Annotated in this window: 12 protein-coding genes; 9 read left to right on the top strand and 3 right to left on the bottom strand. The window is 65.6% G+C overall.

Translation table 11 applies throughout. From position 1 onward, the window contains the following. The first annotated feature begins 51 nt into the window (after positions 1 to 51). Together RVU70_RS14065 and RVU70_RS14070 are read left to right on the top strand one after the other, a co-directional pair. Positions 52 to 1,590 (top strand): YifB family Mg chelatase-like AAA ATPase, encoded by a 1,539-nt coding sequence (locus RVU70_RS14065; protein ID WP_363347319.1) that lies wholly within the window; start codon positions 52 to 54, stop codon positions 1,588 to 1,590. After that, complete coding sequence (locus RVU70_RS14070) at positions 1,587 to 3,326, top strand: ATP-binding protein (RefSeq protein WP_363347321.1); 1,740 nt, start codon at positions 1,587 to 1,589, stop codon at positions 3,324 to 3,326. The genes RVU70_RS14065 and RVU70_RS14070 overlap by 4 nt, the downstream gene beginning before the upstream one ends. On the opposite strand, the gene RVU70_RS14075 is transcribed toward RVU70_RS14070, so the two are convergent. Next, positions 3,269 to 4,159, bottom strand: coding sequence for a pirin family protein (locus RVU70_RS14075; RefSeq protein WP_363347323.1), 891 nt, complete (start codon positions 4,157 to 4,159; stop codon positions 3,269 to 3,271). The genes RVU70_RS14070 and RVU70_RS14075 overlap by 58 nt on opposite strands. 142 nt (positions 4,160 to 4,301) lie before the next feature. Between RVU70_RS14075 and RVU70_RS14080 the strand changes: the two genes are divergently transcribed. Then, positions 4,302 to 4,622, top strand: a complete 321-nt coding sequence (locus RVU70_RS14080) for a multidrug efflux SMR transporter (RefSeq protein WP_363347325.1) — start codon at positions 4,302 to 4,304, stop codon at positions 4,620 to 4,622. On the opposite strand, the gene RVU70_RS14085 is transcribed toward RVU70_RS14080, so the two are convergent. Further along, positions 4,619 to 5,731 (bottom strand): amidinotransferase, encoded by a 1,113-nt coding sequence (locus tag RVU70_RS14085; RefSeq protein ID WP_363347327.1) that lies wholly within the window; start codon positions 5,729 to 5,731, stop codon positions 4,619 to 4,621. The genes RVU70_RS14080 and RVU70_RS14085 overlap by 4 nt on opposite strands. Positions 5,732 to 5,989: 258 nt before the next feature. On the opposite strand from RVU70_RS14085, the gene rpmI reads away from it, so the two are divergent. The 6 genes from rpmI to RVU70_RS14115 all read left to right on the top strand — a co-directional run bounded on the left by rpmI (position 5,990) and on the right by RVU70_RS14115 (position 9,746). Beyond that, positions 5,990 to 6,190, top strand: coding sequence for a 50S ribosomal protein L35 (rpmI, locus tag RVU70_RS14090; RefSeq protein ID WP_363347329.1), 201 nt, complete (start codon positions 5,990 to 5,992; stop codon positions 6,188 to 6,190). A gap of 40 nt (positions 6,191 to 6,230) precedes the next feature. Then, positions 6,231 to 6,596 (top strand): 50S ribosomal protein L20, encoded by a 366-nt coding sequence (gene rplT / locus RVU70_RS14095; protein WP_363347331.1) that lies wholly within the window; start codon positions 6,231 to 6,233, stop codon positions 6,594 to 6,596. Positions 6,597 to 6,735: 139 nt separating this feature from the next. Then, entirely contained in the window at positions 6,736 to 6,879 is a 144-nt protein-coding gene (locus RVU70_RS14100; RefSeq protein ID WP_363347333.1) for a hypothetical protein, read from the top strand. Between the two features lie 235 nt (positions 6,880 to 7,114). Beyond that, on the top strand, positions 7,115 to 8,551 hold the full coding sequence (gene lpdA / locus RVU70_RS14105) for a dihydrolipoyl dehydrogenase (protein ID WP_363347335.1): 1,437 nt from the start codon (positions 7,115 to 7,117) through the stop codon (positions 8,549 to 8,551). Positions 8,552 to 8,629: 78 nt separating this feature from the next. Next, positions 8,630 to 9,184: a hypothetical protein gene (locus RVU70_RS14110; protein WP_363347337.1), complete on the top strand. Its 555-nt coding sequence runs from the start codon at positions 8,630 to 8,632 to the stop codon at positions 9,182 to 9,184. Positions 9,185 to 9,188: 4 nt separating this feature from the next. Then, positions 9,189 to 9,746, top strand: coding sequence for a peroxiredoxin (locus RVU70_RS14115; RefSeq protein WP_363347339.1), 558 nt, complete (start codon positions 9,189 to 9,191; stop codon positions 9,744 to 9,746). Positions 9,747 to 10,581: 835 nt separating this feature from the next. On the opposite strand, the gene aspS is transcribed toward RVU70_RS14115, so the two are convergent. Then, positions 10,582 to 12,363 (bottom strand): aspartate--tRNA ligase, encoded by a 1,782-nt coding sequence (gene aspS, locus RVU70_RS14120; RefSeq protein WP_363347341.1) that lies wholly within the window; start codon positions 12,361 to 12,363, stop codon positions 10,582 to 10,584. Positions 12,364 to 12,392: the final 29 nt, after the last annotated feature.

The following is a 12,392-nucleotide window of genomic DNA, read 5'->3' on the forward strand; positions in this document are numbered from 1 at the left end:
TCAGGCTAAGGTCAAGCTATCGTCTTTCGACAGTTCCAGGAGCGCGCGGTCATGGCGGTGCGGGTGGCGACGGTCGCCTTCGAAGGGGTGGAGGCGCGACCCGTCGATGTGCAGGTGCAGATTTCGCCTGGGGCCGTCGTCTTCAACGTCGTGGGGCTGGGCGACAAGGCGGTGGCCGAGTCGCGGGAGCGCGTGCGCGCGGCGCTGATCGCCTCCGGCCTCGCATTGCCCGCCAAGCGCATCACCGTCAATCTGGCGCCGGCCGACATGCCCAAGGAGGGCAGTCATTACGATCTGCCTATCGCATTGGGCGTCATGGCGGCGATCGGCGCGATTCCCTCTGATGCGCTCGAGGGCTTCGTGGTCCTGGGCGAGCTCGCGCTCGACGGGACGCTCACGCCCGTCGCTGGCGTCCTGCCGGCGGCGGTGGCGGCGAACGCACGGGGGCAGGGGCTGATCTGTCCGAAGGAATGCGGCCCGGAGGCGGCTTGGGCGTCGCGCGACATGGACGTTCTCGCCCCGCGCTCGCTCATTCAACTCGTCAATCACGTCAAGGGCGTCCAGGCCCTGGCGCGCCCGGAGCCCGCCATTCGCGCCCGCGCCGTCGACATGCCGGACCTTGCCGACATCAAGGGACAGGAGAGCGCCAAGCGCGCGCTGGAGATTGCCGCCGCGGGCGGACACAATCTTTTGATGAGTGGTCCGCCGGGCGCGGGAAAGTCCATGCTGGCGGCCCGGCTGCCCTCGATCCTGCCGCCGCTCACCCCCCGCGAGCTGCTCGAAGTCTCGATGATCCATTCGGTGGCGGGGCAGATCGCCGGTGGCGAATTGACCGATCGGCGGCCCTTTCGCTCCCCGCATCATTCGGCCTCGATGGCGGCGCTCGTCGGCGGCGGGACGCACGCCCGGCCGGGCGAAATCTCGCTTGCCCACCACGGCGTTCTATTCCTCGACGAATTGCCGGAGTTCCAGCCGCAGGTTCTCGACAGTCTGCGACAGCCGCTCGAGACGGGAGAAGTCGCCGTCTCGCGGGTCAATCATCGCGCCGTCTATCCGGCTCGTTTCCAGCTCGTCGCGGCGATGAACCCCTGCCGCTGCGGGCATGGGCGGGACCCGGGCTACGCCTGCCGGCGCCAGCCCAACGAGCGCTGCGTCGCCCAGTATCAGGCGCGCCTGTCGGGTCCGCTGCTCGACCGCTTCGACCTGCAGATCGAAGTGCCGGCCGTCAGCGCCGCCGATCTCGTCCTGCCGCCGCCCGCCGAGGGATCGAGAGAGGCGGGCGCGCGCGTCGCCCATGCCCGCGCCGTACAGCGAGATCGATTTGACGCGCTGGGCCTCCCGGGCGTTACGACCAACGCCGCCGCGCCGGCCGCGGTCATCGAACGCGTCGCCGAGCTGGACGCCCCGGGGGCGGCGCTCATCCGCGAGGCCTCCGACCGCTTCGCGCTCACCGCGCGGGGCTTCCATCGGGTCTTGAAACTCGCCCGCACGATCGCCGATCTCGACGGCGCAGACCAAGTGTCGCGCCCCCATCTTGCCGAGGCGCTCGCCTATCGTTCGGGACTCTCGTCGGGACGAATCGCGGCGTGACCGCTTTGGCCCTCCTTCTCCTCTTCAGTGCCGGCGTCCTGTTGACGGCCGCCGCGTTCGTGGCTTTCCGCGCCCATCGGCGCAGCGTCGCGCTCGACATCGAAGTCGCGGAGTTGCGCGCGGCGGCGGCGGCGCGCAGGAAGGCGGAGGCGGCGACTGTCGCCAAGTCGCGCTTTCTTGCGGTCGTAAGTCATGAAATCCGGACGCCGCTCAACGGCGTCATGGGGTTGGCCCAGCTCCTCGGCATGACCCGGCTCGACGCCGAGCAGGCGAGTTACGTCGAAGCGATCGGCGACTCGAGCAGGGCGCTCGCTCAACTGATCGACGACATTCTCGATTATTCGAAATTGGAGGCCGGCAGGGTCGCCTTGCGTCGCGACAGCTTCGCGCCCGCCGGGCTCGTCGAAAGCGTCGTCGAATTACTGGCCCCACGCGCCCAGGCGAAGGGACTGGAAATCGCGAGCGTCGTCGCGCCCGATGCCCCGCGCGAGATCACGGGCGATCCGGCGCGTTTGCGTCAGGTTCTGATCAATCTTGTCGGCAACGCCGTGAATTACACCGAGCGAGGCGGCGTCGGCGTGCGGCTGTGGCGCGACGGCGAGACGCTGCGGATCGACGTGCGCGACACGGGCCCGGGCGTGCCCGCGGCGGCGCGGGAGGCCATCTTCGAGGATTTCACGCAGGTGGATCCCTCCGCGACGCGCCGGCAGGGCGGAACCGGGCTCGGCCTCGCGATCTCACGGCGGCTCGTCGCGCTGATGGGCGGCTCCCTTCTCCTTGCAAAATCGTCGAGCGAGGGGTCGACCTTCTCGGTCGCCTTGCCGGCGCCGCGCCTCGGTCTCGCAACCGGGGCCTCGCGCCCCTTGCAGGGCCAAAGCGCGCTGATCGTGGGCGGAAGCCGGTTCGAGGCGCCCTATATCGCCGAGACGCTCCAGGCGTCGGGCGCCTCAGCGACCGTCGCCACGGCGCCCGACGCAGGCCTGCGCCTGTCGAAAAAGGAACCTTTCGACGCCGTGATCATCGATTGTGCGCTCGGGGCGGACTCGGTCGCCAGTCTCGCCAGGGCGGCGCGCGCCGCAGGCGCGGGCCGGCTTTTCCTGCTCTTCTCGCCATTGGAGCGGCGCGCTTTCGGCGAAGCGGCGCTGCGTGATTTCGACGGCTGGCTGGTCAAGCCGGTGCGTCGCGCTTCCCTGGCGGCGCGACTGGCGCGCGCCACGGTTCGCCAACAGGCCCCCATCCAAACGGTCGAGCCTATCGCCATGCTCGACGGTCTGAGCGTGCTGGTCGCGGAGGACAACGACGTCAACGCGCTGATCCTGACGCGCAGCCTGGAAAAGCTCGGCGCCCGGGCGGCGCGCGCGCGAGACGGGGCGGAAGCGCTGGCCATGGCCTTGCACGCCATCGATGGCGGCGCGGAAGCTTACGACCTCATTGTTATGGATCTGTTCATGCCGGAGCTGGACGGCCGCGAGGCCGCACGCCGCATACGGGACGCCGAGTTCCGCGCGCGGGCCTCCCGCACCCCGATCATCATGCTGACCGCGAGCGCTCAGGAAGACGATTCGCGCGCGGCGCGGCGCGCCGGCGTCGACGCCTATCTGACGAAGCCTGTCGAACTCGCGGCGCTCGCCGCGACCGTCGAGGAGCTCAGGCTCACGCCCTGCGTCAACGCCAGCATTCAACCCGTCGCTTGCGCGCCCGCGGGGGCGATGGCGCCGAAGCCGCCGGACCGGTAATCTTCGACCGCCTGCCGGATTTCTTCCTTGGTGTTCATCACGAAGGGGCCTTGCTGCTCGACAGGCTCGTCGATCGGCGCGCCGCTGAGCAGGAGCGCCTTGGCGTCGGCCTGCGCCGACAAGATCGCCTCGCCGCCATAGCGGTCGAACACGACCGTTTCGCCCGAACGGGCGTGGCCCTCGCCGTTGATCACGACGGGGCCGTCGAGCACCGCGAGGACCAAATTGTGCCCTTCTGGCATAACGAAGGCGGCTGTCTTTCCGGCGTCGAGGCGGACATCCCAGATGTTCATCGGCGTCGACGTCTGCGCCGGACCCCTGACGCCCTCGAACTCTCCGGCGATCACCCGGACGAGCCCGCTGTCGTTGCGCAGATCGACGCGCGGAATGTCCAAGTCTTTGAGGGTCTGATAGCGCGGGGCCGCCATTTTCAGCCGCGCCGGCAGATTGACCCAGAGCTGCAGGATTTCGAGCCGCCCGCCCCGCCGTGAGAAGGCCTCCGAATGATATTCCTCGTGCAGCACGCCCGAGCCGGCCGTCATCCACTGGACGTCGCCCGGGCCGACCAATCCGCCAGCGCCGGTTGAATCGCGGTGCGCCACCTCGCCGTCGAGGACGATGGTCACGGTCTCGAAACCTCGATGCGGATGCTGGCCGACGCCCCGCCTGTGGTCTGTGGGCGCAAAATCCATGGGCCCGGCGTAATCCAGGAGAATGAAGGGACTCACCCGCGCGCCATGCTCGGCGTGGGAGAACAGCCGATGGACGGGGAAGCCGTCGCCGACCCAGTGCATCGTCTCTGGCGGCGGATAGACGCCAATGATTTTCCTCATGCGCGACTCCTCAAAGCTTATTTTGGTCCGCGCACGCGAAATTCAAACGCCGCGCCTGCGCCGGCGGCCCGGAGAGCCTTGACGCGGAGCGCGGGAACACGAACAAGGCCTCAAGGGAGCGTTTCGTCGGGGATTTTCTACAATGGCCTGGATCATTCTTCTGATCGGCAGCCTGTGCGAAGTCGGCTGGCTCGTCGGCATGAAATACGCCGAAGGCTTTACGCGGCTGTGGCCGACCGTGATCATGCTGTTCTTCATGATCGCCAGCGTCGGCTGTCTCGGGATCGCGGTGAAATATATTCCGGCCGGAACGGCCTACGCCGTCTGGACGGGCGGCAGCGTCGCCGCCGTGACCGTCGTCGGCGTCTATCTTTTCAACGAGCCGGCCACCCCGATGCGTCTGGCGTCGATCGCCCTGATCGTCACCGGGATGATCGGCCTCAGATTGAGCGGCGTGAATTAGAAATAGCGCTCAAGCGTCCCCCGGCGGCGCACGTCCAGAGTCGCGCAATGGAAGGCGCCGCCGAAGGCGGCGTAATGCAGGAAGGGGACCGGGATCGGCTCGAAGCCCCATTTCTCCACCTGCCGCATCATCTTGGTGTGATGCGGGTCGACGATCATGCGTTTCTCGTCGACCATCAGAATGTTCATGCTCAGCCATTTGCCGCACATGGAGGTGATCTTGAGGATGCGGTCCTCGATCGGGTCTGGCTCCGGCGCGACGAGAATGTCCCACTTTTTCAAGATGTCGGGCAGTTCGTCCGGATCGATGTATTCCGGATTGATCAGGATTTTGCCCGGGCCCAGCGGCAGGATGGTCGTGTCGATATGCATGGGGTTGGGGCAGCGGCTCTTGATCTCGTGAATGCGATAGCCGTCGCCGAGATGGCGCCGCAGCCAGTCGACGCCCATGGCGTTGGTCACATTCGAGCGGGTGACGAAAATATCCCGACCGCAGCGGAAGAAGTCGGCCGCGTCGAAGACCGGCTCGAACTCGGTCAGGATGTAGCGAATCGGCTCGCCCTTTTCGGGCAGCTTGAAATTCGGGTCGAAAAGCTCGTCGGTCAGTTGCGGCTTGGGGGCGGAAGTCCAGCGCGCGCCACGGCGAAAATACTCCTTCAGAATCGGCCGATAAGAGTGGGTCTCGAAATAGCGGCAGGGCCAGGCCATCGGCGTTTCGAGAATTTCGTCGCCGATCACCAGCATCGAATCGCGCGGGCAGGAATTGCAAAAGCCGCGCGACGACCAGTAAGGGGTCGAAAATTTCGCCTTGTGATTGAAGGGCTCCGGCCGGGTGACCTTCACCCCCAGTGATTCGAGAACCTTGATGAAATTGTCGAGCTCTTCCTGGGCCGGCTCGATCATGAACTTGGGAAAACGAAAGCCCGCGGCCAGCGCCTGCGCGCGCGCCGCCATGCCGGGAATATTGCAGGTCACGACGGGATGGTCGGAGGGGATCGTCGAGCCTTCGAGCCGGCCCACGATGATTTCCTCGAGTGGGTCCCACTCATTGTGAGAGTTGACGGGACATTCGGCCGTGACGGAAGCAGGCAATGGCGCGTAGACATTCATCGTAAAAAGCCCTCGGTCATGCTCCTCTTGCCCGGCTTCAGCCGGCCGGGGTCGACTTGAATATGTCTCCGAAACGGCGTCTGTCCACCGCCTCTTGCAATTGCCGCGGCTTTCCCTCTATATGCGGCGCTTCTGAACCGCCCGGCCAGTGATGGGCTGCCGTGGCGGTTCTTTTCGCTCGCGCGAAAAGCGCCCGCAAGGTCCATCAGAGGCCAGGGCGCGTCAAAAACAACGGGGCCAGCGGCCCAGGAGAGCAAAATGCCCAAGCTGAAGACGAAATCCGGCGCCAAGAAGCGCTTCAAGATCACCGGAACCGGGAAAGTGGTCTATGCCCACCGGGGCAAGCGCCACGGCATGATCAAGCGCACGAACAAGCAGATCCGAAATCTGCGCGGGACGAATGTTCTGTTCAAGACGGACGGCGACAACGTCAAGAAATATTTCCTGCCGAACGGCTGATCGTCCCGCAATCTAACGCAGAATTTCGAGGAGTTTCGTCATGGCTCGCGTGAAACGGGGCGTTACGTCCCACGCCAAGCACAAAAAGACGCTGAAGGCCGCCAAGGGCTTTTATGGCCGCCGCAAGAATACGATTCGCACCGCCAAGGCCGCAGTCGACCGCGCGATGCAATACGCCACGCGCGATCGCAAGGCCAAGAAGCGCACCTTCCGCGCTCTGTGGATCCAGCGCCTCAACGCCGCCGTGCGCGAGCACGGCCTGACCTATTCGCGCTTCATCGACGGCCTCGCCAAGGCGGGCGTCGGCGTCGACCGCAAGGTTCTGTCCCAGCTTGCTATCGAGCAGCCGGAGGCCTTTGCGGCGATCGTCGCGCAGGCCAAGGCGGCCTTGCCGGCGGCTGCGTAACACGCTGAAACAAATAGATTTTTGAAAGCGTCCGCCGAGTCCCGGCGGGCGCTTTTTTGATTTATTCCAATTTTTGGCGGATCAAAAGAAGCGGCTGGAGTGTTGCACCTGTCAGAGGAGGTCGACAGGAGTAACGCTCATGAAAGGCAAACAGAAAAGCGGCATGGTCGCCGCCGCGCTCGGCAAGGTGTTGGACGCCGTGCGCGCTCTCCCCGGACCTGCCCCCGTGTTGAGGCCGGTTCCGGTCCCGGTGCGCCGGCCCACCATCCCGCGCCCGTATTAGGACATGTCCCTTTTCATACACCTCTCGCGCCTGCGCCGGCGTCGCCTTGTCTTCACGACTCTCGCGAAGACCCACTCACCGGCCGACGCAGGCGTCTTCCCCACACTTTGAAGGCTGGCGGCGGCGCGCCGCCTTCTGCTCCCGACTCTGAACCCAATGGCGAGGGCGGCCTCGACGAGGCGCGTGCGCGCGGCTAACACTGCGGCAGCGTGCGGCGGCAACAGGCGAGGCATCGATGGGCGCTTACGACGTTCTGGTCATCGGCGGCGGGCCGGGGGGCTATGTCGCGGCGATTCGCGCCGCCCAACTCGGCCTGAAGACCGCAGTGGTCGAACGCGAGCACCTCGGCGGCATCTGTCTCAATTGGGGGTGCATTCCCACCAAGGCGCTGCTTCGATCGGCGGAAGTCTACCGACTGGCCAAAGAGGGCGCGCATTTCGGCGTCACGGGCGCCGGCCTGAGCTTTGACGCCGCGCGCATCGTGGCGCGTTCGCGCGAGGCGGCGGCGCGGCTCAACGCCGGGGTCGGTTTCCTGTTGAAGAAGAACAAGGTCGACGTCATCTGGGGCGAGGCGCGGCTTCTCGGCAAGGGCGACGTCAAGGTCGGCGCCCCGACCAAACCGCCCGTCACGCCGCAACTCCCGGCCCCCAAGACGACGCTGGGGGAGGGCGTCTATCAGGCCAAGCACATCATCATCGCCACCGGCGCGCGCCCGCGCGTCCTGCCCGGCCTCGAACCGGACGGGCGCTTGGTCTGGACCTATTTCGAATCATTGAAGCCGGACCGCTTTCCGAAGTCGCTGCTCGTCGTCGGCGCTGGCGCGATCGGCGTGGAATTCGCCTCCTTCTTCCGGACCTTCGGCGTCGAGGTCGCGCTGGTCGAGGCGCTGCCGCAGATCCTCCCCGCGGAGGATGCGGAAATCGCCGCGCTCGCGCGCAAGAGCTTCGAGAAGCAGGGCGTCGCCATACGGACGGCGACGATGGTCGCTGGGCTCGAGAGGAAGGCGGACAGCGTCGTCGCCACTCTGAAAGGTCCCGATGGCGCGACGGAGACGCTGGAGGTCGAGCGCGTCCTGTCCGCGGCGGGCGTGGTGGCCAATGTCGAAAATCTCGGGCTCGAGGCGGCCGGCGTGGCGCTGGAAAAGGGCGTGATCAAAATCGACGGCCTCGGCCGGACGTCGGCGCCGGGCGTCTACGCCATTGGCGACGTCGCGGGCGGGCCGATGTTGGCGCACAAGGCCGAACATGAGGGGGGTTCCTGCGTCGAGGCGATCGCCGGCCTGCCGGCGCATCCACTCGACAGAGCGCTCATTCCCGGCTGCACCTATTGCCATCCGCAAGTCGCTTCTGTCGGGCTCACGGAGGAGAAGGCGAAGGCCGCCGGCTTCGAGATCCGGGTCGGCCGCTTCCCCTATCTCGGCAATGGCAAGGCGATCGCGCTCGGCGAGCCAGAGGGTCTCGTCAAGACGATTTTCGACAAGAAGACGGGGCGCCTGCTCGGCGCGCATCTCGTGGGAGCGGAGGCGACGGAGCTCATTCAGGGCTTCGTCATCGCCATGAATCTCGAGACGACCGAGGAGGAACTGATGAAAACCATCTTCCCGCATCCGACGCTGTCCGAGACGATGCACGAGAGCGTGCTCGACGCCTATGGGCGGGCGATCCATGTATGACGGCCGCTTGACCTTGGCGTTTGCTCGTTGAGCTGGTTAGCATGGAGGCGAAGATAGCCTTCGTCGGAGGTTTCAAAAATGAAACTTTTTGTTCTCGCCGTTCTGGCGTCGTCGACCGTCATCGCAACGGCGGCGCCGGCTTTGGCGAAGGTTCCCCCCTTCGCCGCCAAGTGCCCGATGGACATCGTTGTCGAAACCGATCGCGCTGGCCGGGCCTACGTCAGCGGGAAAAAGGCGTCGGTGCGTTCGAAAAACGCAAACTATTTTGAAGTGAGGGGCGCCGGCGTCACCATCAGCGTGGCGCGTGACGCAGGCTCGCTCATCGTGACCTACACAGGCGCTCACGGGGCAAACGGCGTTTGCCAGGTCACGGAACAAGAGACGCTCGAGAGCGCGGCGCCGGCGCCCGCCAGGGCAGATGACGGCGTGCCTGCGCGGGACAAAGGCGCCTGCCTGCGCGCGGTCAAGAAGAAAACCAACAACCCGAAAGTGACGGTGGTCGACGCCATTTCCTCGGAAGCGAACAATACTGTGACGATCGGCGTTGGCCCCGAGCGCGCGCCGTGGCGCTGTCTGGTGAAGCGCGGCGTCGTCGCGGACGTCATGTCGCAAACGAATGAAGGCGGGCTTTGATCCGATGACCTATCCTCCCGCGAAACGCGCGCTTCTTTCTCTGGCCTTGTGCTTCGTGGCCACCGCGGCGCTCGCCGCGCTGAAGCCGGGCGCCGACGCGCCCGACTTTTCCATCAAGGCGGCGCAAGGCGGGAAGGACTTCACTTTCTCGTTGCAGGAGGCGCTGAAGAAGGGGCCGGTGGTGCTTTATTTCTACCCCAAGTCCTTCACCAGCGTTTGCACCGAGGAGGCGCATGAATTCGCGGAAACCATGGATCAATTTGCATCCATGAACGCGTCGGTCATCGGCGTGTCGGGGGACGGGATCGAGACGCAGCGCGAGTTTTCCACGAAGGAGTGCCGCGACAAATTTCCTGTCGGGGCGGACCCGCAGTTCAACGTCATCAAGGCCTATGACGCGTCGTTCAGCCTGCCGATCGCGGGGTCGGTGTTCGCGAACCGTATTTCTTACGTGATCTCGCCTGAGGGAAAGATCTTGTCGGCGGTGTCCGACTCTGGCGCGACGAAGCACATTGAAAGCGCGCTAGAGACCGTGAAGAAGTGGAAGGCTGGTCAAAAGTAGCGCTCGCCAGAGCCCCCTCATCCTGAGGAGGCCCGAAGGGGCGTCTCGAAGGGTCGGCTGGCAAGAGGTGACTGACGGATTTCCTCGTCCTTCGAGACGCGCTTCGCGCGCCCTCAGGATGAGGAAATCCTCCTGCGCGGACCGCGCTCGCGGGCGTTCTTGCTTGGCGCCTCGCCCCGAGAGCCCCCTCATCCTGAGGAGGCCCGAAGGGCCGTCTCGAAGGGTCGGCTGGCGGGACGTGACTGACGGATTTCCTCGTCCTTCGAGACGCGCGCTTCGCGCGCCCTCAGGATGAGGAAATCCTCCTGCGCGGACTGCGCTCGCAGCGCGCTTGCTTGGAGCGACGCCCCGAGAGCCCCCTCATCCTGAGGAGGCCCGAAGGGCCGTCTCGAAGGATCGGCTGGCAAGACGTGACTGACGGACTTCATCGTCCTTCGAGACGCGCGCTTCGCGCGCCCTCAGGATGAGGAAATCCTCCTGCGCGGACTGCGCTCGCGGGCGTTCTTGCTTGGCGCCTCGCCCCGAGAGCCCCCTCATCCTGAGGAGGCCCGAAGGGCCGTCTCGAAGGATCGGCCGGCAAGACGTGACTGACAGATTTCCTCGTCCTTCGAGACGCGCGCTTCGCGCGCCCTCAGGATGAGGAAATCCTCCTGCCAGCGTTGGGACGGTTGTTCGCCTGCGCTTAGAGCCGTTGGCGGTCTCTTCCCCCTCATCCTGAGGAGGCCCGGAGGGCCGTCTCGAAGGATGGGCCGCTTGGGACTATCGGATTTCCTCGTCCCTCGAGACGCGCGCTGCGCGCCCTCAGGATGAGGAGATCCTCCTGCATACGGCTGGCCTATGCCGTCTTCTCCGGCAGGTTCAGCCGGATATGCAGTTCGCGCAGCTGCTTCATCGTCGCTTCGGACGGCGCGCCCATCAGCAGATCCTCGGCGCGCTGATTCATCGGGAAGAGCGTCACCTCGCGAAGATTTTCTTCCTCCGCGAGCAGCATGACGATGCGGTCGACGCCCGGCGCAATGCCGCCATGCGGGGGCGCGCCATATTGGAAAGCGCGATACATGCCGCCGAATTTCTCGATCAGCACGTCCTCGCCATAGCCGGCGATCTCGAAGGCCTTCTTCATGATCTCTGGGCGATGGTTGCGGATCGCCCCCGACGACAGCTCCACGCCGTTGCAGACGATGTCGTATTGATAGGCGAGAATGTCGAGCGGGTCTTTCGTCTCCAAGGCCTCCATGCCGCCTTGCGGCATTGAGAAGGGATTGTGCGAGAAGTCGATCTTCTTGTCTTCGTCGTTCCACTCGTACATGGGGAAATCGACGATCCAGCAGAATTCGAAAACGTCGGGCTTTGACAGGCCGAGTTCATGGCCGATGCGCAGGCGCGCCATGCCCGCGAGCTTGGCGGCGGCGGCTTCCTCTCCCGCCGAGAAGAAGACCGCGTCGCCCGCCTTGACGCCCGCCTTGGCGGCGATCATCGCCTGCACGTCGGCGGGGATGAACTTGGCGATTGGCCCCTTGCCGACGAGCGCGCCGGCTTCCGCTTCGAAGATGATATAGCCGAGCCCCGGCGCGCCTTCGGAGCGCGCCCAGTCGTTGAGCTTGTCGAAGAAGCTGCGCGGTTGGCTCGCGGCGCCGGGCGCCGGTATGGCGCGCACGGTCTTGCCGCGGAACGCCTTGAAGGAGACGCTCTCGCCCTCGAACTCCGCCGAGAGGTCGACGATCACGAGCGGATTGCGCAGATCCGGCTTGTCGGAGCCATATTTCAGCATGGCCTCGCGATAGGGGATGCGCGGGAAGCTTTGCGTGACCGGCTTGCCGTTCGAGAACTCTTCGAAGACGCCGCGCAACACGGGCTCGATCGCCTCGAACACGTCCTCCTGCGTAACGAAGCTCATCTCGACGTCGAGCTGATAGAATTCGCCGGGCGAGCGGTCGGCGCGGGCGTCCTCGTCGCGGAAGCAGGGCGCGATCTGGAAATAGCGGTCGAAGCCCGCGACCATGAGCAGCTGCTTGAACTGCTGCGGCGCCTGCGGCAGCGCATAGAATTTGCCTGGGTGCAGACGCGACGGCACCAGAAAGTCGCGCGCGCCCTCAGGGCTCGACGCGGTCAGGATCGGCGTCTGGAATTCGAAGAAGCCGCCCTGCTTCATGCGCGTTCGGATCGAATCGATGATCCTCCCGCGCAGCATGATGTTGGCGTGCAGCTTTTCCCGGCGCAGGTCGAGGAACCGATATTTGAGGCGCGTGTCCTCGGGGTAGTTCTGGTCGCCGAAGACGGGAAGCGGCAATTCCCCCGCGGGCCCCAAGACCTCGATCTCGCTCACATAGACCTCGACTTGGCCTGTCGGCATGTCGGGGTTCTCGGTGCCGGCCGGACGGCGGCGGACCTCGCCGTCGAGGCGCACGACCCACTCCGACCGCAGTTTCTCGGCCTGGGCGAAGGCCGGCGAATCGGGGTCCACGACGCATTGGGTGAGGCCATAATGGTCGCGCAGGTCGATAAACAGCACGCCGCCGTGGTCGCGGATGCGGTGGCACCAGCCGGAGAGGCGGATTTTCTGACCCGCGAGCGCCTCGTTGGGCTCTCCACAATTATGCGAACGGTAGCGATGCATGGGCCGCTTTCGGTTTGGAAAAGCCTCGG

This window comes from Methylocystis echinoides (assembly GCF_040687965.1).
GTDB lineage: Bacteria > Pseudomonadota > Alphaproteobacteria > Rhizobiales > Beijerinckiaceae > Methylocystis > Methylocystis echinoides_A.

What these genes read in the sequence shown, in the direction of transcription:
- RVU70_RS14065 (WP_363347319.1), top strand. Translation starts at nt 52, where the DNA reads ATGGCGGTGCGGGTGGCGACGGTCGCCTTCGAAGGGGTGGAGGCGCGA.
- RVU70_RS14075 (WP_363347323.1), bottom strand. Translation starts at nt 4,159, where the DNA reads ATGAGGAAAATCATTGGCGTCTATCCGCCGCCAGAGACGATGCACTGG.
- RVU70_RS14080 (WP_363347325.1), top strand. Translation starts at nt 4,302, where the DNA reads ATGGCCTGGATCATTCTTCTGATCGGCAGCCTGTGCGAAGTCGGCTGG.
- RVU70_RS14085 (WP_363347327.1), bottom strand. Translation starts at nt 5,731, where the DNA reads ATGAATGTCTACGCGCCATTGCCTGCTTCCGTCACGGCCGAATGTCCC.
- rpmI (WP_363347329.1), top strand. Translation starts at nt 5,990, where the DNA reads ATGCCCAAGCTGAAGACGAAATCCGGCGCCAAGAAGCGCTTCAAGATC.
- rplT (WP_363347331.1), top strand. Translation starts at nt 6,231, where the DNA reads ATGGCTCGCGTGAAACGGGGCGTTACGTCCCACGCCAAGCACAAAAAG.
- RVU70_RS14100 (WP_363347333.1), top strand. Translation starts at nt 6,736, where the DNA reads ATGAAAGGCAAACAGAAAAGCGGCATGGTCGCCGCCGCGCTCGGCAAG.
- lpdA (WP_363347335.1), top strand. Translation starts at nt 7,115, where the DNA reads ATGGGCGCTTACGACGTTCTGGTCATCGGCGGCGGGCCGGGGGGCTAT.
- RVU70_RS14110 (WP_363347337.1), top strand. Translation starts at nt 8,630, where the DNA reads ATGAAACTTTTTGTTCTCGCCGTTCTGGCGTCGTCGACCGTCATCGCA.
- RVU70_RS14115 (WP_363347339.1), top strand. Translation starts at nt 9,189, where the DNA reads ATGACCTATCCTCCCGCGAAACGCGCGCTTCTTTCTCTGGCCTTGTGC.
- aspS (WP_363347341.1), bottom strand. Translation starts at nt 12,363, where the DNA reads ATGCATCGCTACCGTTCGCATAATTGTGGAGAGCCCAACGAGGCGCTC.